This is a genomic window from Campylobacter concisus (genome assembly GCF_902460665.1).
Lineage (GTDB): Bacteria > Campylobacterota > Campylobacteria > Campylobacterales > Campylobacteraceae > Campylobacter_A > Campylobacter_A concisus_AL.
This window is the reverse complement of record NZ_CABPUR010000001.1, coordinates 283,213-305,533: the sequence shown is the minus strand read 5'-3', so window position 1 is coordinate 305,533 and position 22,321 is coordinate 283,213. Positions and strand designations below refer to the sequence as shown.

The following is a 22,321-nucleotide window of genomic DNA, read 5'->3' as shown; positions in this document are numbered from 1 at the left end:
ACCCTGTGAGAATTTTTTAAAAGGGGCGAGAACGCCCCTGGTGATTATTTAACAGGACCACCTGTCCATTGAAATTTATAAGTTGTTGTGAAAGGCTCAAACCATTTACCAACACCGCTCTCTTTGTCAGCGTGACGACCAAAACCTTGTTTTTCTGGATTATCAATGTGGAATTTAAGCTCATAGTTGCCTACGCCTGTATCCATTTTTACGTTAGCACCATAGTGTGGGCCATCGCTTGCAACCATTGGCATAAAGGTACCTTTTTTAACTTTGCCGTTATCAAGGTTTTTTAGCTCATAGTTAATCTTTAGGTATGGGATCCACTCACCTTCGCCAAAGCCGTTTTTATTACCAGCAATAGCATGTATGTCAGCTTCTAGGTGAAAATCAGCTAGGCTTGGAGCTAGGTCAATACCCTTTGGTTCCATGTCGATTGGTTGCAAATAAACTGCAGCTATCTCCATGCCATTAGCCTCTACAGGCTCGCCGATTGGGTGCTCACCAGCAAGTGCAAAACCAGCTGCTAGGCTAAGTGCTAGGGCTGAACTAAGAATTTTATTCATATTCTCTCCTTTAAATAAGATTAATTTTTATTTTGTTTTGATTTCATGATAACGATGCCTATAACTAGGGCAAGCACCATAATGATTTGAGGTACTAAGCTCTCATAATATGGCTGAAGTCCTAGCCAGTCTCTCATCCAGTCAGGGAAGCTAAGTCCATTTATGATAGTTGGGATGAAAATTTTACCCTCAACTAGCTCGCCGACACCCTTGCCAACAAAGACAATCGACATATAAAAGATAATAGCTGACGTAAATATAAAAAATGGTTTAATAGGAATTTTAACAGCAAAAATTTTAAATAAGAAATAGACTATTAAAAGAACGACAAGTCCTATCACAAAGCCAGCTGCTATCATCGAGTAACCAGCTGAATCTTTAGCTCCAAAAATAAGTGCCTGATAAAATAGTACAGTTTCAGCACCCTCTCTAAATACTGCTAAAAATACAGTCCACCAAAGTGTTGTAGTTGAGCCACTTGAGATAGAGTCAGAGACGTGTGATTTGATGTAGTCATTCCATTTTTTAGCACCAGCATTTGAAAGAAGCCAAAAGCCAACGTAAAATAGAAGTCCCACTGCAACAAGCATAGTGATGCCTTCCATAAGCTCTCTTTTTTGACCTGCTGCCTCGCCAAAAATGACATTCATTAACCACGCCATCACAAAACTTAAGATAACAGCCACGCCAACTGAGCTATAAACAACTTTGCCCATCGCTTTAGCATTACCAGTTTTTACAAGATATGCAACAACAGCAGCAACAATGATAAGTGCCTCAAAGCCTTCTCTTAAAATAATAGTCAAAGCCCAAACAAATAAAGACCAAGGTGAGCTTGAACTACTAGTTTTCTCAAGTGCAGTTGCAAGCTGAGATGACATTTTGCTTGCACTTTCTTGAAGAGTTTTTTCATCTACGCCTGATTTCATAAGGGCTACGAGGTTACCAAATGTAGCTTCAATAGCTGTTTTTAAATTTACATCTATTGCGCCTACTTTATTCTCCATGCCGCTACCTTCAAACTCATCAAAGTAGATGTCCTGGATATCGCCCATGGCTTTTTTTACATCACCATTTTTATAAAGTGTGATAGCAGCTTGAATTTTGTCGTTTATGTTTTGAACGACTTTGGTATAATCTACACCACTATCTTCTTCAGAAGCTGCTTCTACATCGCTCATATCAACTTTTGCAAGTTTTGCAGTATCAGCTGGGAGTTTTGAGATAGCATCATATGCTAGTTTCTTGATCTCATCTAGCTTAGTTTTAAAGTCATCTTTGCTTATACCATTTGTGATGCCGCTGATCGCTTCGCCCATCTTTCTTTGGATATCAGCATCTATGCTTTTACCATTTTCTATATGTTGGCGAATAGCGATTTCAAGTTGAGTATTTCTGTAGTCTGTAAATTTAGCATCTTGGATAGCACTTTTAGCATCATCTTGCTTATCACTCTCATAGCTTGCTATTGCTTTATCTAGATCGGCTGATAAATTTGTAAATGCTACCTTCCACTCAGGGATAAATTTAGAAGTATCATAGTCAGTTGCAGCAGCTTGAGCTGGGCTGTCTGAATACTCACCAACTAGCCTATGTCCTTTTAAAATAACCGGTAGAACTTCAGCGATCTCGCTATTTATCTGGTCAATTCTTTTTTGAACATCATCAGGCGCTTCACCTGCTTTTATCGCCTTTCTGATCTCGCCAAACTGCTTCTCCATTGAGTAAGCTTTTTTCTGACCTAAATTTATTCTAATGCCGGCTTCAACATCTTCAAATAAGCCAAAATAAGCATTTTGAGTATCACTGACTGCTTGTTCAACATTACCAGCTCTATACTCTGTTATTACTTTTTGTAGCGACTCTTTTATCTGAGCTGCGACTTGCTCATAGTCGTCGTTTTTTGCCACGAGCCAAATAGGCAACAACATAATTAGCATAAATTTTAAGAATTTATTCATTAAATAAACCACCTGTGAGATTTTTTGAAGCGAATATTACCAAGGCTTTACTTTGATTAAAATAAAAACGATTATCATAAAATAGAGCAAATTGAGATAATAAAGAGAAATTTGTCTTCAAATAGCCAATTTTAAATGGTTTTAGAAATTTCTAATGTAAATTTAAAATTTATCTTTTGAATATAAAAATAGTAGTTTTATAAAATAATGAAAAGGTTTTAAGTTTAAAATTTAGAATTTAAAGGAGAGCAAATGCTCTCCTTCTTGTTAGGCATTTAGCCCAGTATTTCTTAGCATAACGCGTTTGCGATATACGTTTGATACTTCAGCCGCATCTCCAACTAAAAGTGCATTTGTAGCACAAACAGCCGCACACATAGGCACTTTTCCTTCGGCCATTCTATTTTGACCGTATAGTTCCCTCTCCTCGTGTGAGTTTGTTGGCTCTGGACCGCCTGCACACATTGTACATTTATCCATTACGCCTTTTACGCCAAATGCACCATCTTTAGGGAACTGTGGTGCACCAAATGGACAAGCATATAAGCAGTATCCACAACCTATACACTTATTTTTATCATGAAGTACGATACCATCGGCTCTAATGTAGAAACAATCGACCGGGCAAACTTGCTCACAAGGTGCATCAGTACAGTGTTGGCATGCAATAGTAGTTGAAACCTCTTTACCTTCGATACCATCATGAAGTGTAATGACCTTTCTTCTATAAATTCCCACTGGAAGTTCATGAGCAGAAGAGCAAGCAACTTGGCAACCATAACAACTAATACATCTATCAGTATCTACGAAAAATTTCATTCTTGCCATTTTATTCCTCCTTACTCTTTACCCATGGCGTCTCTCTCGCCATATTCATGGAAAAACGATGTTTTAAATGTATTTTCCTCAGCTTTTTCTATACGGCAAAGACCTGCGTTAAACTCTGAAATTTGAGTAACTGGATCAAATCCATAGTTAGTAACGGTGTTATAACTTTCACCAATAACATAAGGCTTAGTGCCCTCTGGATAGCGAGCTGAAAGATCAACGCCTTGCATAATACCAGCGAAGTTGTATGGCATACAAATTCTATCTGGAGTTACCATCTGGCTGTGATAGCATCTTACTTTGATCTTTGTGCCTTGTGGGCTGTGAATCCACATCATATCGCGATCTTTTATGCCGTATTTTAAAGCTAGCTCTGGATTAACATTAGCAAACATCTCTGGCGTAATAGCTGATAGATATTTACTAGTTCTTTCGATCATTCCTGCACCACTTAAGTTTACGACACGTTGCGTACTAAATACGATAGGGAACTCTTTCGACCAATCTTTTGCTTGTTGCTCTGACTTAAACTTAGTAGAAACACGGAAATTTCTAGCTTGATCATCAAATGTCGGATACTTTTGAACAAGATCCCAGCGTGGTGAGTGAACAGGCTCTCTATGTTTTGGAATAGGATCAAGAAATTCCCAAACGATAGCTCTTGCCCTTGCGTTACCATAAGGCACAACACCTTTTTCACGGCATTTTTCAAAGATAATACCACTATAATCCATGCTCCAGCTTGGTCCCATCTTAGCTTTCTCTTCTTCAGTTAGAGTTATGCCCAAGACTTTTTCTATATTCTCTTTTGTGATTTGTGGATAGCCACCTTTTATAGCTGAGCCAACAAGTGTTGTCTCTTCGCTAGCTAGCTGACTAACGCCATTATGTTCGAGTCCAAAGCGATTTCTAAAACCTGAACCACCTTCAACATAAGGCTTGCTCATATCATATAGTATTGGTGTTCCAGGGTGTTTTTCATCCCATGCTGGCCATGGTTTACCGTAGTATTCGCCTTTAACTTCACCACCAATACCTATTAGCGTATCTGGATCAAATTTATCCCAGTTTGCTTGATGGCGTCTAAACATCTCGGCTGTTCTACCACCATAACCTATAGAATTTCCAATCCTTGCTATCTCATTTGTCGCATCATCAGGCCATACAAAGTCATCTTTTACTTGTTTTATTTCACGATCTACGATACCCATTTTCATGCCTCTTACATATTCATCGTAAAAGCCAAATTTCTTAGCAAATAGGAACATTACTTCGTGATCACCCTTGCTCTCATAAAGTGGATCAACAACTTTTGTTCTCCATTGACCTGAGCGGTTTGTTGCGCTTAAGTGACCTTCATTTTCAAATGCAGTCGCTACTGGCAAGATATAAACGCCATCTTTTCTGTCTGAAAGGATAGAAATTTCATTTACAAATGGCTCAGCCACAACAATCATATCTAGTTTTGAAGCTGCTTCTTGAATTTTAGCTAGGTGCGCCATAGATGTTAGACCAGTTCCTTGAACCCAAAGAACTCTTAATGCACCACTACTAAATGTATTCTCCTCTTTCAATACGCCTTGCCACCATTTTGAAAGTGACCAGCCTTTTTCGTTTCTCCAGTTTCTATCTTCTGGATGTTTAGGATCGTGGTAATAATACTCTTCAAAGACTGTGTTTTTAACAGGAGTGCCGCCTTGCTTTGGCTCTTTTGTTGAGACTGCAAAGCGTTTAATAAATTCGTCATAATCAACGCCCCAGCCTTTGCAGTAATATTTCCATGCTGCATCAGTTAGGCCATAATACATTGGCAAGCTATCTGAAAGATTGCACATATCAGTTGAGCCTTGAACATTGTCGTGACCACGAATGATATTACAGCCACCGCCTGCTTTACCCATATTTCCTAGAATTAGTTGAAGGATAGGTAAAATTCTTGTATTTGATGTACCAACTGAGTGTTGAGTGATACCAAGTGCCCAAACAACAGTACCCGGTTTTGTATGAGCTAGGATATCTGCGGCTTTTAGTAGCTTATCAACTGGTACTCCAGTAACATCAGACGTAACCTCTGGTGTCCAGTGCTCAGCCTCTTTTCTTATCTCATCAATACCGTAAGTTCTATTTTCTATAAATTCTTTATCTTCCCAACCATTTTTAAGAATGATGTGAATAAGACCATAAACAAGTGCAATATCAGTTCCTGATCTTTGTCTCAAATAAAGATCAGCATGTGCAGCTGTCTTTGTAAAATTTGGATCAGCCACAATTACTTTTGCATTGTTTCTATCTTTTGCTTGTAAAGTGTGCTTCATGCCACCAACTGGGTTTGCCACAGCTGGGTTTGCTCCAATGATAAATATACATTTTGAGTTCGCAGCCATATCTCCAAAGTGGTTTGTCATCGCGCCATAACCCCAAGTATTCGCCACACCGGCGACTGTTGCGCTATGTCAAATTCTTGCTACGTGATCGTTACTGTTTGTACCCCAAAATGCACAAAATTTTCTAAAGTAATATGATTGCTCATTATTAAATTTAGCCGATCCTAAGAAAACAACACTATCAGGGCCATCTTCTTTGCGGATCTGAAGCATCTTATCGCCGATCTCATTTACAGCTTGATCCCATGAAATTCTTTGCCATTTACCATCAACTTTTTTCATAGGATATTTGATGCGTTGTTTGCTGTGTGTAAGGTCGATCTGATCGATACCTTTTGAGCAGTGTGAGCCCTGAGATATCGGATGATGCATCGCCATATCTTGACGAACCCAAACACCATCTTTTACCTCAGCCTCGATACCACAGCCTGCTGAGCAAATAGAACAAATCGTTCTAACCTTTTTTGAGCCAGGGAAAGGATTTTTTATCTCCTCATCACTTGCATTTCTTATCGTTTCATTTTCTCCAAAAGCCATTGTGCTTCCAGCACCAAGTGCGGCTAGCTTTAAAAATGAACGTCTTCCTATACGTGCATCACTCATGGTTTTCTCCCTTAGTAAGCGATTTTATAGTAGGTTTCCCAGTTCTTGCTTTTTTTATAAAGCACCTCTTTTTTGTTTGACTTGCCAACGACGACACCATTGTCATCAGGAGCTAAGTCGTCACTAGTCACTTTTGCTACGGCTGAGACTGCGAGTACACCGCCGGCAGCACCGACTTTTAGAGATTTTTTTAGAAAATCTCTTCTTGATCCTTGCATTTTTTCTCCTTAGCTCTCAAACTTAAAAATTTGAGAATTTGGTTTGATTGGTCTTCACAATTTGCAACTTTAGAAATTCTAAAATATTGCAAGGCCTATTTCAGGGCTTTTTATAGCCTAGATTTAAACTCGGTAAATTTAGCATAATTGCAAGATAATCAAAGTAAATATAAAGCTTTAATTAAATATGTTAAGTTATTGTTAAAAATATAAGAAAATATATTTAATATTTTAACTTTTATGAATTTTGAGAGAAAGGCTAATTTAAAGTATAAATTCTAGGGAGAGCTCCCTAGAAAAGATTATTTTAGATCACTTTTGTTTATGATAAATGGCACTGATCTAACGCCGGCTGAGAAATATTTTTTACGTAAAGTATCGATCTTGTCGCTCTCTTCTTTACTAACATTTTTTTCATCTACGTTATAATCTTCAGAGAAATACTTTCTTAAAATTTTAACCTTATCGCTATCACTTTTTGCATTTTTTATATCTTTATAGATCAAAGCACTTTTTTGTAAAGACGATAGTTCATGCACTGGAGTCAGGATGATTTCAACGTTATTGTCTTTTAATGTCGTTTCGATCTTTGCTAGCTCGGCTCTACAATATGGGCATTCAGGATCTGAAAACATGATAAGAGTTGGCTTTTTGCTATCATTGCCAAGAGTTATAACATTTGCCTTGTCTTCATTTTTATAAATTTTAGCTAGTGATTTTACTAAATCAAGTGCTGCTTTTTCTGCGATTACCTTTTTTTCTTCAGCTAAATAAGACTTTTGCTCCTTTAAATTTACAACATCAGGAAACATAAGATCGCCCTTAACAAAAGTCACATCTTCTTGAGACATATCTCCTTTGCTAAATTTTAAGCTTACTTTTTCTATATCATCTAAAATTTTAGTACGTTCTACGACTTTTACATTAACACCATCGATATTTTGATTTTTAAAAACTTCTGAGTAAAAATCTTCTATTTGCTTATCGCTTGCTGCCATTAGGCTAGTTGCCGCTATTATTGAGGCTAAAACCACTTTTTTCATTTTTTTCCTTTTTAAAAATTTGGCGGATTATATTTGCTTTTTGTAAATGAATACTAACCACGAAAGACTCTATCATTTCCTTGCTTCATTATGTCACTCTCAAGGTCAAGTTGCTCAAGATAGGCGATTACATATTTTCTACTTAAATTTAGTGCATCCTTGGCGTTTGTGACATTTACAAAGCCTTGATTTTTGATGATCTCTCTTAGCTTATCAAGTGCCATTTTTAGCGAATTTCTAGTGATGAAAAGGTTATGCTCCAGCCTTACAACTCTACCCATTGCAGTTAGTTTTTTAAGGGCATTATCGCCACTTAGCCTATCTATTTCCAGCTCATCATATATATTATAAGGTGCCGTTGGAGCTAGCTTTCCGCTTTCTAAAATTTCATAAATTTTCTCTTCAAGCCTTACTTTTAGTTTGCTTATATCAACGCCCTTTTTTGTATAGACGCCATCATTTTTAGAGATCAAGTTTATACTTTCAAGCTCATCAAGTGCTTTTTGAGCCAAATTTTGACTAGCCCAAGCAAGCTTTAGACTTATGCTTTGAGCTGAGAAAACAGCAAATTCATTTTTCTCTATCATAAATTTAACCACAGATTTTATCCGCTCAACCGCGCTTAGATCGTAGATATTTAAAGCCTTTTCATCGACAAAGACGTTTGAGACTTTTTTAGCCACATTTACGGCCTCTTCGTGACTTAGTCCAAATCTTTGATAAGAGGAGATGATGCCAAAGCCATTTTTGTGGGCTTCTTTAAGTATAGAAAATGCCCCAATGAAATCATGCTTTAAAAGTGCAGCCAAAAAGAGAATTTTGCCAGCCTTTTTTAGTGGCTCAAGCACAGGATTTAGCACTCTGCCACCGCCTATCACGCGTGCATCTGAGATAAGCACAAATGCCTCGTCAAATTTCAAAAACATATCGCTTTGAAATTTAAAGGTAACAAAGTAGCTATCATCTTTTTGGCTTAGTATCAGCACCTTTGCAGGCACATTTTTAGCTCCTACGCAAAAGGTTACGCTTTGCGAGTGGATGAGATTTTTAGCAGTTACGACCGCATCAACCTCTCTAAATCCCCTAAAATAGCCTTTTTTACTAAGTAACTGCCCCTTTTTTAACTCATTAAGCTCAATGCCAGTTAGATTTAGCGCCACACGGCTGCTAACCCCTGCATTATCTACAAATTTATCATGGCTTTGCACGCTTCTTACTAGCACCTCTTTGCCAGCGTCGTAGTTAAAAAGCTTCTCGTTTTTACTAACGCTTCCCTCTATAACGGTGCCAGTCACGACATTTCCGATACCTTTTAGGCTAAAAACTCTATCGATGTAGTATCTAAAAACGCCCTCTTCATCACGCTTTTTGGCTCTTAGCGTAAAGAGGTAGTTTCTAAGCTCGTCAATGCTTGCCTTATCCTTTATACTAACGGCAAAAATTTCTAAAATTTGCAGGTTTTTAAATTTAGAAATTTCATCTCTTATCTCTTTTTTTCTTAAATTTATAGTCGCTTCATCTACGAGGTCACACTTTGTAAGTGCCACGATCAAAGACTTCACACCAAGAAGATTTAAAATTTCAAGGTGCTCCAAGCTTTGAGGCATAAGGCCGTCATTTGCCGCCACTACAAATAAGCACGCGTCAAAGCCATACGCACCACTTATCATCGTTTTTATGAGATTTTCATGCCCAGGCACGTCGATAAATGCGATATTCTCATCATTTTTGCTTAAATTTGAAAAGCTTAGATCGATCGTTATGCCACGCTTTTTCTCCTCTTCAAGGTTATCACCCTCAAAGCCGTTTAGCTCCTTTATAAGCGCGGTTTTTCCGTGGTCGATATGCCCTGCTGTTCCTATTATTAGACTCATTTTTCTTCCGTTTCATTTATTATTTTTATTAGTTCATTTACATCGTCATCTAAAAGCGTTCTTAAATCAAGCAAAAATTTATCATTTTCTATGCGGCCGATCACCTTTTTTTGCCTAAATTTTTGCTCATTTAAAACTGCATCTCCACTAACTGCCAAAGCCATGCTTGGAATTTTTTTATTTGGCATCGCACCGCCTCCTACAAAGGTTTGTGTGCGCACCATCTCAAGCGGAGTTTTTAAATTTTTATTTATAAAATTTGCTAAGCTTTCAAGCTCTTTTACGCTTTTGTGAAGTAGTTTTTGTGTTGTGATTAGCTCAAATTCTTTATTTAAATAAGCTTTCATGCTCTCAGCCAAAAGCGAGATGATCACTTTATCTACGCGAAGCATTCTTAAAAGCTGATTTTTTCTAAGTTTTGCGATGAGCTCTTTTTTGCCAACAATGATTCCGCACTGCACCGCACCAAGCAGCTTATCACCGCTAAAGCTAACTAGCGAAACATCTTTTAAATTTTTTAGATCTGGCTCATTTTTGTCTAAGTTAAATGGCAAATTTCCATAAAATCCGCTGCCAAGATCAAAATAATCTATCAAATTTTGCTCACATGCCAATTTACTTAGTTCATTTGCTGTAACCTCTTCACTAAAGCCCACGATGTCAAAATTTGAGCGATGAACCTTTACAAGCATCGCCGTATTTTCATTAATTACCTCTTCGTAGTCTTTTAGCTTAGTTTTGTTTGTCGTGCCAACCTCTTTCAAAAAGCAGCCCGCATTTGCCATCACCTCAGGCACTCTAAAACTACCGCCGATCTCAACTAGTTCGCCTCTGCTAACGACCACTTCCTTGCCCTTTGCAAAGGTGTTTAGCACCAAAAATACAGCACTTGCGTTATTATTTACGACGATAGCGTCTTCAAAACCAAATGCTCTTGCGATCATCTCACCGATATAGTCGTATCTGTTGCCGCGACTGCCTGTTTTTAGGTTGTATTCAAGATTTGAATACCCTGTGATTACCGGAGTTGCACGGCTTAGAATTTCTTTATCGATAACACTTCTAGCAAGATTTGTATGTATGGTCACACCGGTTAAATTTAGCACTCTTTGAAGGCTTGATTCATTAAATTTATAATATTCGTTTAGGATTAAATCTATTATTTCTTGCAACGCAAAATTTGCATTTTCATTTAAAATTTTAGCTCTAACTTCATTTAAAATTTGCCTTGCAAGCAATGTGACTAAATTTATATCAAATCCTGAAAATGCTTCGTTTTTTATAATCTTATCAACTTGTGGGATATCTCTTAAATCGCTCAATTTGTGCTCCTAGTAAGTTAGTTTTACCAAGCCGTGATTTTAACATAAAAAATATTATAAATTAAACCTTAGAGTAAAAAGGAACATATAAAATTCAGAGTCCATTAATCCCATTAATATTAAAATAAGCCTGTTTTTGATAATAGGAGAAATTATGAAAGAATTTGGCTTTTATAACGATTTTGACGATACTTTAATGCTAAATGAACAGATAGAAATAAATAACGAAAAAGAAGAATATTTAGTTTCTAACTCGCCAAAGCTTAAAGCAAACATTACCGCACCTGAGATAAATTTTTATCTAAAAAATACAACTGCAAGCGTATTAGAAAAAGCTAAAAATACACTTTTGCTTTATGAAGCAAGAGCAACTGCATTTGACATGGCAAAGGATGTTGATTACGAAAAAGAAGTCGGCAAAAATGTCGTAATAGTAAGCAACTCAGGCCGTGCGGAGCTAGCAAATTTATTAAAAGAAAATGGCTATAAAGTCATTGAATTAACGCATTTTGAAGTGAAATTTATTTATGGCGCAGCTGGCGAACTTAGTGTTTTGATACTTAGAGCAAATGACGAATTTGAGGTCGATTGCGACTTTTTCTTGGTTGAAAATGCAAGGGATTATATGCTAAAGCAAAGCGGCTGTTATGAAATAGCTGGGCTAGAAGATGAAGCTGTGCTTAAAATGTTAAATGAAAAAACTCCAAAATTTAAGTACAAAAGCTTAACTCAATATGACTCTTCGATCTGTCAATATCACGAACGACGAAATGAAATTTGTGGACGCTGTGTCGATGTTTGTCCAACTGTAGCCATTTTAAAAGAAGATGAGACAAAGCATCTTGTTTTCTCACAAATCGATTGTGTAAATTGTGGCAACTGCATTAGCGTCTGCCCTAGCGGATCTCTTGACTCTACACTTATGCCACAAAGCTCATTTGCTACTATCGCCAAGCTTTATAAAGGTAAAATTCCGCTAATAATCTCTAATGAAACAAATTTAGATGAGCTAAATATAAGCCTACCTGAAAATGTCCTGCCTTTTTTCATATCAGCACCGCATATGTTAAATCAAGCTCATCTTCTTACATTGCTTCAAGAAAGTGGTGCGAGTGTGATTTTATTTAGCAAAACTCTTGGCAAAGGCGAAAAAGACGCCATTAGCATCTTAAATCAAATTTATGAGCTTAAATTTAAAGAGACGGCGATCTATCACGCTAAAGATAAAAATGAGCTTGAAGATGCGCTCAAAAAGGCAAAATTTATAGCTGACTCACAACACACGATAAACGAATATGCCTTGCCAAAAAGAGAAATTTTTGCAAAAAGGCTCGAGTTTTTAGTAGGTAGCGAAGATCTTGGCGTAGTAAAAAGCGGCGAGATGATAAGATATGGCGATGTCAAGATAAACACTGATAGCTGTACACTTTGTCTAAGTTGTGTTGGCGCTTGTAACGTAAGTGCGCTAGTGGCTGATAAAAAGACAAATTCGATTTTATTTAATCCAAGCGTTTGTACAGCTTGCGGATACTGCGAACTAAGCTGTGCCGAAAAAGATACCATAAGCCTTGAAGTTGGAAAAATTTCTCTTAAGCCTGAGTTTTTTACATATAATGAGCTGGCACGAGATGAGCTTTTTGCCTGTGTTGAGTGCGGAAAAGAGTTTGCGACTAAAAAAGCGGTCGAAAAGATCGCAACTATAATGCAACCAAGATTTGGCAACGATAGGGTCAAGATAAAAGCACTTTACTGCTGTGCTGACTGTAAGGCCAAACTAATGGTTCAAGCCCAAATAAACGCGATGAAAGAGGATTTATTAAATGGATAAAAACATCATAAAAGCAAGATCATATTTTTACGAATTCCTAGCATATCCTATGTTTTTTTACACAAATGATGAGAAATTTTCAAGGTGGAAAGAGCAGCTAAAATACTTAAGCGCAAATCCTTTAAGCGAGGATAGTGATATTGCATTTAAAAATTTAGATAAATTTAGCTTTGAAGAATTTTCAAAAGAACAAAATGACGTTCTTTTTGGCTTTACAAACATCCCCTTAAGCGCTTCATTTTATGAAGAGGGCAGAGATAACGGAGCAGCTAGGCTTAGGGTTATTGAATGTTTAAAACTAAGCCCATATAGACGTGATAGCGAGCTTTGCAAAGACAGCGAGGACTACGTTGGATTTATATTTTTAGCGATGGCTACATTTTTAAAAGATGAGTTTGATGATGCAAAAAATATTAGCAATAAGCTCTTTGGCGAGACTTTAAATTTATTTGTAGATGAGTTTTCTCAGCTACTTTCAGCTCACAAAGAGGCAAATTTCTTTAAATCATACACAGTCATTTTAAAAGACTTCATCGAGCTTGAGCGCTCTATACTAAACGTAGAAGCACCAGCTAAACCAAAAGGCGATAGTGTCGCTATGGCGGCACTTAAAAAAGAGCCATTTCAAAGTAAGATGCCAACATTTAAAACCAAGCTTCATTGGGAAGAATTTTCTCCAGTCATCTCACACGAGTTTAAAGACTAGCTTAAATTTACTCTTAGCCTAGCTAGGAGTAAATTTAACATCCGCTTAGATCCCGCAACTATTCTCAATATTTTATAACTATCTTAACCCTTCGGTAGTAAATTTCTTTAAATTTTTACAAAGGATTTACAATGGTAATGACACACTACATGGAGCTTTTATCGCTCGATCAGCCTTACAATCTAATCCTCTACATGGTGATACCTATGGGACTTGCGGAGCTTTTAGTGGCGATGGAGTTTTTCACGATGTATCACATGGATAGCGGCAAAAACGCTGGCTTTAAGGCTGTTAGCAAATTTGTTGGTATAGTACTTGGGGTCTATTTTACAGCTCTTGTGATCTACTTTTTAGCAAAAATTTATCCAAGTATAAAATGGCGCGGATATGCCGATGTCATCGCTATCTACTCATATCTTATCGGCGTCATCCCACTTCTTGGCATCGCCCTTTTAGAGCTAAATTTGATCTATAAAAACGCAAGCCAAAAGGCAAAACTAAAGCTTCACTTTTGCCTGCTTATCTTCTTCTTGATCGTCGGACACGTCGCTATGATATTTGGCATGGTTGATCCTACTATAACTGGCTACAAGGCTAATGATGGCGCGATGGATATGCAGATGAATATGCCAATGAACATGCCAGCAGATATGCCGATGCATGATCACCACAAGATGATGATGGATATGCAACAGATGAGTGATGATAACTCAACTAACATGCATATGCATCACTAAAATTTTTATAGCTTATTGGTGCCTACTAAGAAGCTATAAAAAATTTAATTCTTTTTTTCTGCTTTTAACAATCTATCTTCTTTAAAAAATTTTCGGAGTGATTTTTGCTCTTTTGGACCAATCTTATAGCTTATAAATTTAAGATACCACTTGATATCTTGCTCGCTTATGCCTCTACTTTTGGCATACTGGGCTAAGATATAGTTTGGGATCTTTATATTTTTTTGTAGAAATTTTGCAACCAGCCTTTTATAAAATGAGCCATTTTTTACATAAGAAAATCTACCAAAAACAAATGGCAAATTTGTCTTCTCGTGCCAAATTTTACCAAGGTCGTAAAAGCACTCTTTGCCCTCGCTTAAGTATGCCTTTAGTGCCCTATCACCTATGATCACTTCGCCATTTAGATGAAGTACCTTAGCTAGGGCGTTTGAGCTGGCTGAGGCAGGATCTGGCTTTGGAGCTGAGTTTTTGCGCACAAGCACGCTTTTTACATCTTTTTTGGCGACTATTCCAAAATTTATCTTCTTTAAATTTGTCTTTTTGCTAGCTATGCTTGAGATCACCGCGGCGTCGATCTTTCTAGCGTTTAGCGCTCTATTTAGCTTGCTTGGCACACCTTTTTTAAACTCGATCGCCTTTTTTATCTGAGAGCTTAGTGGAGCTGATTTTAAAAAAACGTGAAATGGGAGTAAATTTAGATAATCAATCTTTCCAAATATCATTTTTCATCTTTTACAAGCTCAAATTTAACTAGCTCATTTTCGTTGCAAACGTCACGAAATAGCTGGGTTAAGCTCTCTTTTGCACTATCATCCAAAGCATTTTCATTTTTTAGCTTTATAAGCGTTGGCTCATTTATCTCACAAAGGCAGTCAAAGAGCGCATCTAAATTTTTGCCGTAGTACTCTGGCAGGTCAAATTTCTTAGCAAAATACTCATGCATCTTCTCTTTTTCAGCCATCTTTTTGGCATCTAAGATCACGCTTTTCATTGCATCCTCTTCTCATAAAGCAGGTAAAAATGCTCGTAGTGATCGGGTGTGTAGTAGATAAGCCCGTCGTTTGAATATAAAATTCTCTCAGCACCGCGCCTACCACCATTATAATTCACATCGCACTCAAACCACTTTCTACTATCAGCCTCAGGCAGCCTCTTTTCTCTGTTTGAAAATCTATCTCCGCCGATACTTTTACCACCGCTTATCTGCCATAAATTTCCGCTTTTTGCATCCCAGCCAAGGTCAAGTGCTTCTTTTTTGGTTATGAAATTCTTTGGTAGCTTGTTAAATTTATAGATATAAAGAGCGACCTCATCTTTTGAAGTGTATGAGCCATTTTCTGCAAGGCTCTGGCTTTTTTGTCCCTCTTTGTTTAGTTGCTCAAGTAAAATTTGAGCATTTTTATTTGCTTCACTACCATTATTTGAAAAGAAAAAAGTGCCAACAATAATAGCAATGATAAAGGCGACTAAGGCTGGCAAAAGTCTTTTATTCAAATTTTGCCCTTAAAGCGTGTTAAAAACTCTATCGCCAGCATCACCAAGACCTGGAACGATATAGTTTTTCTCATTTAGCTTCTCATCAATCGAAGCTGTATAGACCTCGACGTCTGGGTAAATTTCGCTAAATCTCTTTAGCCCTTCAGGAGCAGCGATGATAGAGATAAATTTGATCTCCTTAACGCCCTTTTCACGTAAGAATTTGACCGCATCTATCGCCGTGCCACCAGTTGCAAACATAGGATCGATGATGATCGCCATGCGTTCTTTTGCGTCTTTTGGAAGCTTCGCGTAGAAAAACTCAGCTTGTGCTGTCTCTTCGTTTCGCTGAAAGCCCAAAAAGCCCACACTCGCATCTGGAATGATAGTAAAAACGCTATCAAGCATACCAAGAGCAGCCCTTAAGATGGGGCATATCATCACTTTTGTAGTAAGCCTCTTTGCATCTGCCACCGCAACTGGAGTTTGGACTTTGACATCTTTTACCTTTAAATTTCTAGTCGCTTCAAAGATCATAAGATAACTGATCTCATCAACTAGCATACGAAACTGAAAAGGCTGGGTATTTTTATCACGTAGAATGGTTAATTTATGCTCGATCAGTGGATGTGAGATGAGCTTCACGTTTTGCATTTTTTATCCTTAAATTTACTGTTTTTAGAAGGTTTATCTTTACAAAATGCCAAAAAGAGTTTAGCCCAAAAATTGGACTAAAATTTAAAATCCTTTTGCAAGTTTGGCTCTATAAGCCTCAACATCAAAATCTTTTACTCTCGCCACGCCATCTTCAACCGCAGCTTTTGCAACTGCTGGAGCGACCGCTGTTAATACGCGTTTGTCAAATGGTTTTGGGATAATATACTCTTTGCCAAATTTTAGCTCACTAACGCCACTTGCCTTTAAAACTTCAGCTGGCACTGGCTCTTTTGCAAGCTGCGCAAGCGCTCTAGCTGCAGCCATTTTCATATTTTCAGTGATCTTTTTGGCTCTGACGTCAAGCGCACCTCTAAAGATGAATGGAAAGCCTAAAACGTTATTTACTTGGTTAGGATAGTCACTTCTGCCTGTGCCCATCATAACGTCACTTCTTACAGCCTCAACATCCTCTGGATAAATTTCAGGCACTGGGTTTGCCAAAGCAAAGATGATAGGCTCTTTATTCATAGACGCAACCATCTCTTTTGTAAGTACGCCAGGCTTTGAAAGGCCTAAAAACATATCAGCGCCCCTCATCGCATCAGCTAGAGTTCTATCCTCAGTTTCAAGCGCAAACTCTACCTTTTCAGGCGTTAGGTCTGTTCTTTTTGAGTGAATTACGCCTTTACTATCTATCATCACGATGTGTTTTGCACCAAGCGCTTTATACATCTTCGCGCATGCAATGCCAGCTGCGCCTGCGCCGCTAACTACGATCTTTATCTTTGAGATATCTTTGCCAGAAATTTCCATCGCATTTATCATACCAGCACTTGTTATCATCGCCGTGCCGTGCTGATCGTCATGCATGACTGGGATATCGACTGCTTCTTGAAGTTTTCTCTCGATCTCAAAGCACTTTGGAGCACGGATATCTTCTAAATTTATACCGCCAAATGTCGGAGCAAGAGCCTTGCAAATCTCAACGATCTTATCAGGATCGTGCTCATCTAGCTCGATGTCAAAGGCATCAACATTTGCAAATTTTTTAAATAAAACTGACTTTCCTTCCATAACTGGCTTACCAGCGATGGCGCCAATATCGCCAAGTCCAAGAACAGCTGTGCCATCAGTGATGACGGCTACCAGATTTGCTTTATTTGTATATTTATAAGCTAGTTCATTATCAGCTTCTATCTCTTTGCAAGGCTCTGCAACGCCTGGTGTATAGGCCATTGAAAGGTCTCTTGATGTTTCGCAAGGCGTCTTTACCTTTATCTCGATCTTACCACCTATATGGTAGTTTAATGCTTCTTCTTTAGTTACATGTGTCATTTCTCTTCCTTTAATAAATTTTGTATTCTATTTTTCGTCTCGCTACTGCCCACTACTTCAAGCACTTCAAAGATGCTTGGGCTCACGCTTGAGCCAGTTAGCGCTATTCTTAGAGCCTGAGCTAGGTCTTTTAGCTTTAAGCCATTTTGCTCTAAAAATTTATTAGTTAGCTCTTCATAGCTCTTCGCGTCGAGGTCACGGTCTAAAATTTGAGCAAATTTAGCCAAGATTTCTTTACTATTTTCATTTATAAATTTAGCCCAAGCTTTCTCATCGTAGCTTTTTGGAGCGTTGATGATCGTGTTTGCGCTATTTGCCATTTCGATTAATGTCTTTGATCTCTCACGGAGCGAATTTAGCAGTAGCTCGCCCTTTACCAAAGCCTTAAAATCAACGCCAAACTCAAGCATATCGTGCGCTAGCCTCTCGTAAGGTAAAGTCTTAATGTAGTGAGAATTTAGCCAGTCAAGCTTTTGAGCATTGTAGGTGCTTGAGCTTTTGTTGATATCGTTTGGATTAAAGTATTTAAGCATATCATCGATAGTAAAAATCTCATCATCGCCGTGGCTCCAGCCAAGACGAACGAGAAAATTTAAGAGCGCTTCAGGCAGGTAGCCCATCTTTTTATACTCCATAACGTCAGTTGCGCCGTGTCTTTTGCTAAGCTTTTTACCATCCTCTCCGTTTATCATAGCGACGTGATAAAATTTTGGTACCTTAAAGCCAAGTGCTTCGTAAAGAACGATCTGTTTTGGAGTATTTGAGAGGTGGTCATCGCCGCGGATGACATCTGTTACACCCATTAATGCGTCATCTATCACAACCGTGAAGTTATAAGTTGGTGTGCCGTCACTTCTTGCGATGATGAAGTCATCTAAGATATCTTCAACTCTAAATTTAACCTCGCCCTTTATGCCATCATGTATGACAATCTCGCCGCTAAGTGGGGCTTTGATACGGATGACTGGCTCGATGCCAGCTGGAGGCGTGCCAGTAAAATCTCTATATCTATTATCATATTTTGGACGCTCTTTTCTTGCCTCTTGACTAGCTCTAAGCTCTTCAAGCTCATCCTTGCTCATATAGCATTTATAGGCTTTGCCCTCATCAAGCAGCTTTTTAACATACTCTTTGTAAAGACCAAATCTCTTTGACTGATAGGTCACTGCGCCGTCGTGATCTAGCTTGCACCAAGCAAATGCCTCTTTTATGGCTTGCGTGGCCTCTTCTGAGTTTCGTTTTAAGTCAGTATCTTCGATGCGAAGTAAAAATTTTCCATTATTAGCTCTTGCATATAAATAATTATAAAGGGCTGTCCTAAGTCCGCCTATATGTAGGTATCCAGTAGGCGACGGAGCAAATCTAGTAACTATCATTTTGTGCCTTATTTTTATGTTATAATTGCCCAAAATTATATTTACTAAATACTTAAATAAAGGTTTTATTATGAAAAAATTGCTCTTTTTGGCTGCTAGTATGCTAAGTGCTTTAAATTTATATTCGGCTCAGATGATAAATGGTATCGCAGCCATTGTAGAGAACGAACCAATCACGCTTTATGAAGTTTATAGCTTGAAAGAGCAGCTAAGAGCTAGCGAACAAGATGCCTTAAATTTACTCATAAGAGATAGACTCGAAGATGCTCAGATAAAAAATTTAAACATTAGCGTAACGCCATTTGAGTTAAACGACAGAATCGAATCAATCGCAAAGCAAAATGGTATGACAAATTCGCAGTTTAGAAGCTCCATCCAAGCTCAAGGCATGGACTTTTTGGAGTTTAAAAACAACATAGAAAAAAAGATGCTTCAAGAAAAGCTTTATAAAAGCATCTTGGCTGAAGCTGGCAAAAATGTAAATGAGCAAAAAGCAAAGATGTATTTTGATGCTAATCCCGATAAATTTAAGGTCTTTAGCACTGCTAAAGTGGTCCTTTATAGGGCAAAAAATCCTGAAGAACTAGAAGCTCAAAAAACAAGTCCATCACTACTTAGCAGCGTACAAACGCAAGAGCTAAGTTTAGACTATCAAAGCATAGATCCAAGGCTAGCAGCTATAATATCTGGCACAAATAATGGCGAATTTACCCAAATACTACAAGGCGCTGATAGTTTTGATATGTTTTATGTAAAGGAAAAAATAGGCTCATACACTCCAAGCTTTGCAGACATTAAGGATAATGTTATAAACGAGCTTTATCAAGGCGAGCAAGAAAAACTTATGGCTGATTATTTTGATAAACTCCGTGCAAAAGCAAAGATTCAAATTTTAAGATAACTTCTCTTAGCCGTCATTTGGCGGCTAAAATACACTAACTTACAAAATTTAATTTTTAAAATTATTATTTAAATCTCTTCAAATTTATAAAGAAATTGTAAATTATAGGTCAAATTTTTATCATTTCTTAATCTATGATTTATATAATTCCAAAACAATAATGATTATTAAAATATGAGTATATTATGAGATATAAGCTATCCATTGCACTTGCGGTAGCTCTTAGTGTAAATACACTGTGTGCAGCAAATAGCACCGATCTAAACAAGACAAACGATGCAGCCACTATCCAAAATAGCACTAGTCCAAACGACCAAAATTTAGTAAATGACGCTAGTCTTTCAGAGGTGCAAGTAGTGGGTGATCTTTCAAAGACTGAAGGTACTGGCTCATATACAGCCGACAGGATGAATACTGCAACTGGGCTAGGTTTAAGCATAAAAGAGACACCACAATCAGTTTCTGTCATTTCAAATCAACTTATAAAAGATCTAAATTTAAAAGATGTAAATTCAGCCTTGCAATATGCTCCTGGAATTGCCGTTAGAAACGATAGTGGACGCCTTAGGATAAATTCGCGTGGCTTTGATGTAGATAATATCCAAGAAGATGGTATCGCCTCGTCTGTATCCTCATCAGTCCAAGGACCACTTGGCTATTCTAAAGAATTTACAGATCTTGAGTTTTACGATAGAGTTGAGGTTTTAAGAGGCGCAGCAGGACTTACACAAAGTAATGGTGAGCCAGGTGGTACTGTAAATTTAGTCCGCAAACGTCCAACAAGCGAATTTGCCTTTAATACAAGCCTAAATTTAGGTAGCTGGGACAACTACCGAGGCACGTTTGATATTGGCAACTCATTAAATGAATCTGGTTCAGTACGTGGAAGACTCATTGGTGTTTTAAGTAAAAATGGCACATATAAGCACTACCGCAACGGCTGGCGTGGAGCGCTGGGCGGGATATTTGAGTTTGATTTAACTGATAAAACACTACTTACTGCTGGGCTTATATGGCAAAAGACAAGCGAAGTTTATGACATATACGGCGTACCAGCGCTTGATAAAGATGGCAATAATTTAAATTTAGATAGAAAGAGTTACTTTGGGGCAAATTGGAACAATAGCATCTATGAAAAGTATAATGCTTTTACAGAAATTTCTCATCAGTTTAATGATGACTACAAAGCCTATGCAAAGCTAAACTATACAAAAAGCGATGGCATAATAAAATTTGGCTCAATGGGTGGAACGAATCCATATGATCCAGCAGCACCTTCTCATAATATACGCTTACAAAAATACGACAATGGCTCAAAAGAGGTCAATCTAAAGCTTGGAGTAGATGGAAAGTACGAACTATTTGGACAAAAACATGATATCTTCGTAAATGGCTCACTTAGTAAGGAGAAATTTGTAGAGCATGATATCAGAATGCCAAGTATATCTTTAGCAGCGCTTGGACTTGGCATATATAACTGGAGCTCTTCAGCCATAGCCGAGCCAAACTGGGGTGGAACAAATGCAACTTTAAATAAAACTTTTACAAATACAATTTACCAGCAAGCTCTAACAGCTGGCACTAGATATAACTTTAGTGATGATTGGCACATGATCCTTGGTGGAAGATTTGCTAGAGTGAAATATGACAAATTTAATGAAAATCATAAAACTGGCGTAAGATCTCCAAACACATACATTACAAAATCAAAATTCTCACCTTATGCAGGCCTAACATGGGACTTTTTAAAAGATCATAGCTGGTACGTAAGCTATGCTGAAATTTTTAAGCCTCAAAGCGCAACTGATGCAAATAAAAATGTCCTTGAACCAGTCGTAGGATATAACATTGAGACAGGCGTGAAGTCTGAGTTTTTAGGTGGTGCGTTAAATACGGCTGTGGCACTCTTTCAAATAATCCAAGAAAATAGAGCCATAACAGATCCAAACAACTCAAACTACTCTATCGCTGAGGGAAAAGTGAGAAGTAGAGGTATAGACGCTGAAATTTCAGGCTCAATAACTGAGAGATGGAGCGTGATGGCTGGGTATACTTTTAACAAAAGCATCTATCTAAAAAGTGAAAGAAAAACATCATCAAATGTTGATTACAACAAAGGGGCTGACGCTAAAAAATATATCCCAAGACATATGTTTAAGCTCTATACAAGCTATGAAATACCACTTGTTGGCACTCAAAAACTAAGCATTGGCACAGGTGTTAGATACCAAAGTAAAACAAGTGGTATCTATATGAAAGACAATATGAGCTCAGGCTCAGCCATAAGCTACTACGTACCAGAGCAAAAAGGTTATGCCCTTTGGGATGCAAATATCAACTACTTGATAAATGATAACTTTAGTGTAGGTCTGATCGTTAAAAACATAACCGACAAGAAGTATTTTTACAATACACACAATAGAACCGCTGGCATGAACAATTTCTACGGTGAGCCAAGAAGCTTTATGTTAAGCTTTAACTACAAATACTAAATTTAATCCCA

General features: G+C 37.7%; 18 protein-coding genes and 1 pseudogene. 5 read left to right on the top strand and 14 right to left on the bottom strand.

Annotated elements, in window-relative coordinates:
* Nucleotides 1-44 precede the first annotated feature (44 nt).
* The 8 genes and pseudogenes from F3G66_RS01580 to selA form a co-directional block, all read right to left on the bottom strand.
* On the bottom strand, nucleotides 45-566 hold the full coding sequence (locus F3G66_RS01580) for an iron transporter (RefSeq protein WP_084041674.1): 522 nt from the start codon (nucleotides 564-566) through the stop codon (nucleotides 45-47).
* A 20-nt stretch (nucleotides 567-586) separates the two neighbouring features.
* Nucleotides 587-2,527, bottom strand: a complete 1,941-nt coding sequence (locus tag F3G66_RS01575) for an FTR1 family iron permease (protein WP_149706924.1) — start codon at nucleotides 2,525-2,527, stop codon at nucleotides 587-589.
* 267 nt (nucleotides 2,528-2,794) lie between these two features.
* Entirely contained in the window at nucleotides 2,795-3,355 is a 561-nt protein-coding gene (gene fdh3B / locus F3G66_RS01570; protein ID WP_084109006.1) for a formate dehydrogenase FDH3 subunit beta, read from the bottom strand.
* 80 nt (nucleotides 3,356-3,435) lie between these two features.
* Nucleotides 3,436-6,342 (bottom strand): annotated as a pseudogene (locus F3G66_RS01565) (formate dehydrogenase subunit alpha); the annotation flags it as partial.
* 11 nt (nucleotides 6,343-6,353) lie between these two features.
* Nucleotides 6,354-6,560: a twin-arginine translocation signal domain-containing protein gene (locus F3G66_RS01555; protein ID WP_009294906.1), complete on the bottom strand. Its 207-nt coding sequence runs from the start codon at nucleotides 6,558-6,560 to the stop codon at nucleotides 6,354-6,356.
* Nucleotides 6,561-6,862: 302 nt separating this feature from the next.
* Nucleotides 6,863-7,603, bottom strand: coding sequence for a thioredoxin domain-containing protein (locus F3G66_RS01550; protein WP_103580015.1), 741 nt, complete (start codon nucleotides 7,601-7,603; stop codon nucleotides 6,863-6,865).
* 53 nt (nucleotides 7,604-7,656) lie between these two features.
* Complete coding sequence (selB, locus tag F3G66_RS01545) at nucleotides 7,657-9,477, bottom strand: selenocysteine-specific translation elongation factor (RefSeq protein WP_149706922.1); 1,821 nt, start codon at nucleotides 9,475-9,477, stop codon at nucleotides 7,657-7,659.
* The gene (gene selA, locus F3G66_RS01540; RefSeq protein WP_149706921.1) at nucleotides 9,474-10,799 is read right to left on the bottom strand and encodes an L-seryl-tRNA(Sec) selenium transferase; all 1,326 of its coding nucleotides are present in this window, start codon (nucleotides 10,797-10,799) and stop codon (nucleotides 9,474-9,476) included. Before selA ends, selB begins: the two co-directional genes overlap by 4 nt.
* A 154-nt stretch (nucleotides 10,800-10,953) precedes the next feature.
* On the opposite strand from selA, the gene F3G66_RS01535 reads away from it, so the two are divergent.
* The 3 genes from F3G66_RS01535 (at nucleotide 10,954) to F3G66_RS01525 (ending at nucleotide 14,070) form a co-directional block, all read left to right on the top strand.
* Nucleotides 10,954-12,627, top strand: a complete 1,674-nt coding sequence (locus tag F3G66_RS01535; protein WP_149706920.1) for a 4Fe-4S binding protein — start codon at nucleotides 10,954-10,956, stop codon at nucleotides 12,625-12,627.
* Nucleotides 12,620-13,333 (top strand): TorD/DmsD family molecular chaperone, encoded by a 714-nt coding sequence (locus F3G66_RS01530; protein ID WP_149706919.1) that lies wholly within the window; start codon nucleotides 12,620-12,622, stop codon nucleotides 13,331-13,333. The genes F3G66_RS01535 and F3G66_RS01530 overlap by 8 nt, the downstream gene beginning before the upstream one ends.
* Before the next feature lie 131 nt (nucleotides 13,334-13,464).
* The gene (locus tag F3G66_RS01525) at nucleotides 13,465-14,070 is read left to right on the top strand and encodes a DUF6803 family protein (protein ID WP_149702499.1); all 606 of its coding nucleotides are present in this window, start codon (nucleotides 13,465-13,467) and stop codon (nucleotides 14,068-14,070) included.
* 44 nt (nucleotides 14,071-14,114) lie between these two features.
* On the opposite strand, the gene F3G66_RS01520 is transcribed toward F3G66_RS01525, so the two are convergent.
* The 6 genes from F3G66_RS01520 to gltX form a co-directional block, all read right to left on the bottom strand.
* Nucleotides 14,115-14,795, bottom strand: a complete 681-nt coding sequence (locus tag F3G66_RS01520) for an MqnA/MqnD/SBP family protein (protein WP_149702498.1) — start codon at nucleotides 14,793-14,795, stop codon at nucleotides 14,115-14,117.
* Entirely contained in the window at nucleotides 14,792-15,064 is a 273-nt protein-coding gene (locus tag F3G66_RS01515) for a barstar family protein (RefSeq protein WP_149706918.1), read from the bottom strand. The genes F3G66_RS01520 and F3G66_RS01515 overlap by 4 nt, the downstream gene beginning before the upstream one ends.
* Nucleotides 15,061-15,567 (bottom strand): ribonuclease domain-containing protein, encoded by a 507-nt coding sequence (locus F3G66_RS01510; protein WP_149702496.1) that lies wholly within the window; start codon nucleotides 15,565-15,567, stop codon nucleotides 15,061-15,063. The genes F3G66_RS01515 and F3G66_RS01510 overlap by 4 nt, the downstream gene beginning before the upstream one ends.
* Before the next feature lie 9 nt (nucleotides 15,568-15,576).
* Complete coding sequence (upp, locus tag F3G66_RS01505; protein ID WP_004317747.1) at nucleotides 15,577-16,203, bottom strand: uracil phosphoribosyltransferase; 627 nt, start codon at nucleotides 16,201-16,203, stop codon at nucleotides 15,577-15,579.
* Between the two features lie 84 nt (nucleotides 16,204-16,287).
* Nucleotides 16,288-17,541: a malic enzyme-like NAD(P)-binding protein gene (locus F3G66_RS01500; RefSeq protein WP_087585442.1), complete on the bottom strand. Its 1,254-nt coding sequence runs from the start codon at nucleotides 17,539-17,541 to the stop codon at nucleotides 16,288-16,290.
* Nucleotides 17,538-18,917, bottom strand: coding sequence for a glutamate--tRNA ligase (gene gltX, locus F3G66_RS01495; protein WP_149706917.1), 1,380 nt, complete (start codon nucleotides 18,915-18,917; stop codon nucleotides 17,538-17,540). The genes F3G66_RS01500 and gltX overlap by 4 nt, the downstream gene beginning before the upstream one ends.
* A 70-nt stretch (nucleotides 18,918-18,987) precedes the next feature.
* On the opposite strand from gltX, the gene F3G66_RS01490 reads away from it, so the two are divergent.
* Nucleotides 18,988-19,818: a peptidylprolyl isomerase gene (locus F3G66_RS01490; RefSeq protein WP_149706916.1), complete on the top strand. Its 831-nt coding sequence runs from the start codon at nucleotides 18,988-18,990 to the stop codon at nucleotides 19,816-19,818.
* A gap of 185 nt (nucleotides 19,819-20,003) precedes the next feature.
* Nucleotides 20,004-22,310, top strand: a complete 2,307-nt coding sequence (locus F3G66_RS01485; RefSeq protein ID WP_149706915.1) for a TonB-dependent siderophore receptor — start codon at nucleotides 20,004-20,006, stop codon at nucleotides 22,308-22,310.
* Nucleotides 22,311-22,321 lie beyond the last annotated feature (11 nt).

Excerpts from the sequence above, each read along its gene's own strand:
- F3G66_RS01555 (WP_009294906.1), bottom strand. The coding sequence starts at position 6,560 with ATGCAAGGATCAAGAAGAGATTTTCTAAAAAAATCTCTAAAAGTCGGT.
- gltX (WP_149706917.1), bottom strand. The coding sequence starts at position 18,917 with ATGATAGTTACTAGATTTGCTCCGTCGCCTACTGGATACCTACATATA.
- F3G66_RS01520 (WP_149702498.1), bottom strand. The coding sequence starts at position 14,795 with ATGATATTTGGAAAGATTGATTATCTAAATTTACTCCCATTTCACGTT.
- F3G66_RS01490 (WP_149706916.1), top strand. The coding sequence starts at position 18,988 with ATGAAAAAATTGCTCTTTTTGGCTGCTAGTATGCTAAGTGCTTTAAAT.
- F3G66_RS01530 (WP_149706919.1), top strand. The coding sequence starts at position 12,620 with ATGGATAAAAACATCATAAAAGCAAGATCATATTTTTACGAATTCCTA.
- F3G66_RS01575 (WP_149706924.1), bottom strand. The coding sequence starts at position 2,527 with ATGAATAAATTCTTAAAATTTATGCTAATTATGTTGTTGCCTATTTGG.
- F3G66_RS01515 (WP_149706918.1), bottom strand. The coding sequence starts at position 15,064 with ATGAAAAGCGTGATCTTAGATGCCAAAAAGATGGCTGAAAAAGAGAAG.
- upp (WP_004317747.1), bottom strand. The coding sequence starts at position 16,203 with ATGCAAAACGTGAAGCTCATCTCACATCCACTGATCGAGCATAAATTA.
- F3G66_RS01485 (WP_149706915.1), top strand. The coding sequence starts at position 20,004 with ATGAGATATAAGCTATCCATTGCACTTGCGGTAGCTCTTAGTGTAAAT.
- F3G66_RS01500 (WP_087585442.1), bottom strand. The coding sequence starts at position 17,541 with ATGACACATGTAACTAAAGAAGAAGCATTAAACTACCATATAGGTGGT.
- F3G66_RS01535 (WP_149706920.1), top strand. The coding sequence starts at position 10,954 with ATGAAAGAATTTGGCTTTTATAACGATTTTGACGATACTTTAATGCTA.
- selB (WP_149706922.1), bottom strand. The coding sequence starts at position 9,477 with ATGAGTCTAATAATAGGAACAGCAGGGCATATCGACCACGGAAAAACC.
- F3G66_RS01550 (WP_103580015.1), bottom strand. The coding sequence starts at position 7,603 with ATGAAAAAAGTGGTTTTAGCCTCAATAATAGCGGCAACTAGCCTAATG.
- F3G66_RS01580 (WP_084041674.1), bottom strand. The coding sequence starts at position 566 with ATGAATAAAATTCTTAGTTCAGCCCTAGCACTTAGCCTAGCAGCTGGT.
- fdh3B (WP_084109006.1), bottom strand. The coding sequence starts at position 3,355 with ATGGCAAGAATGAAATTTTTCGTAGATACTGATAGATGTATTAGTTGT.
- F3G66_RS01525 (WP_149702499.1), top strand. The coding sequence starts at position 13,465 with ATGGTAATGACACACTACATGGAGCTTTTATCGCTCGATCAGCCTTAC.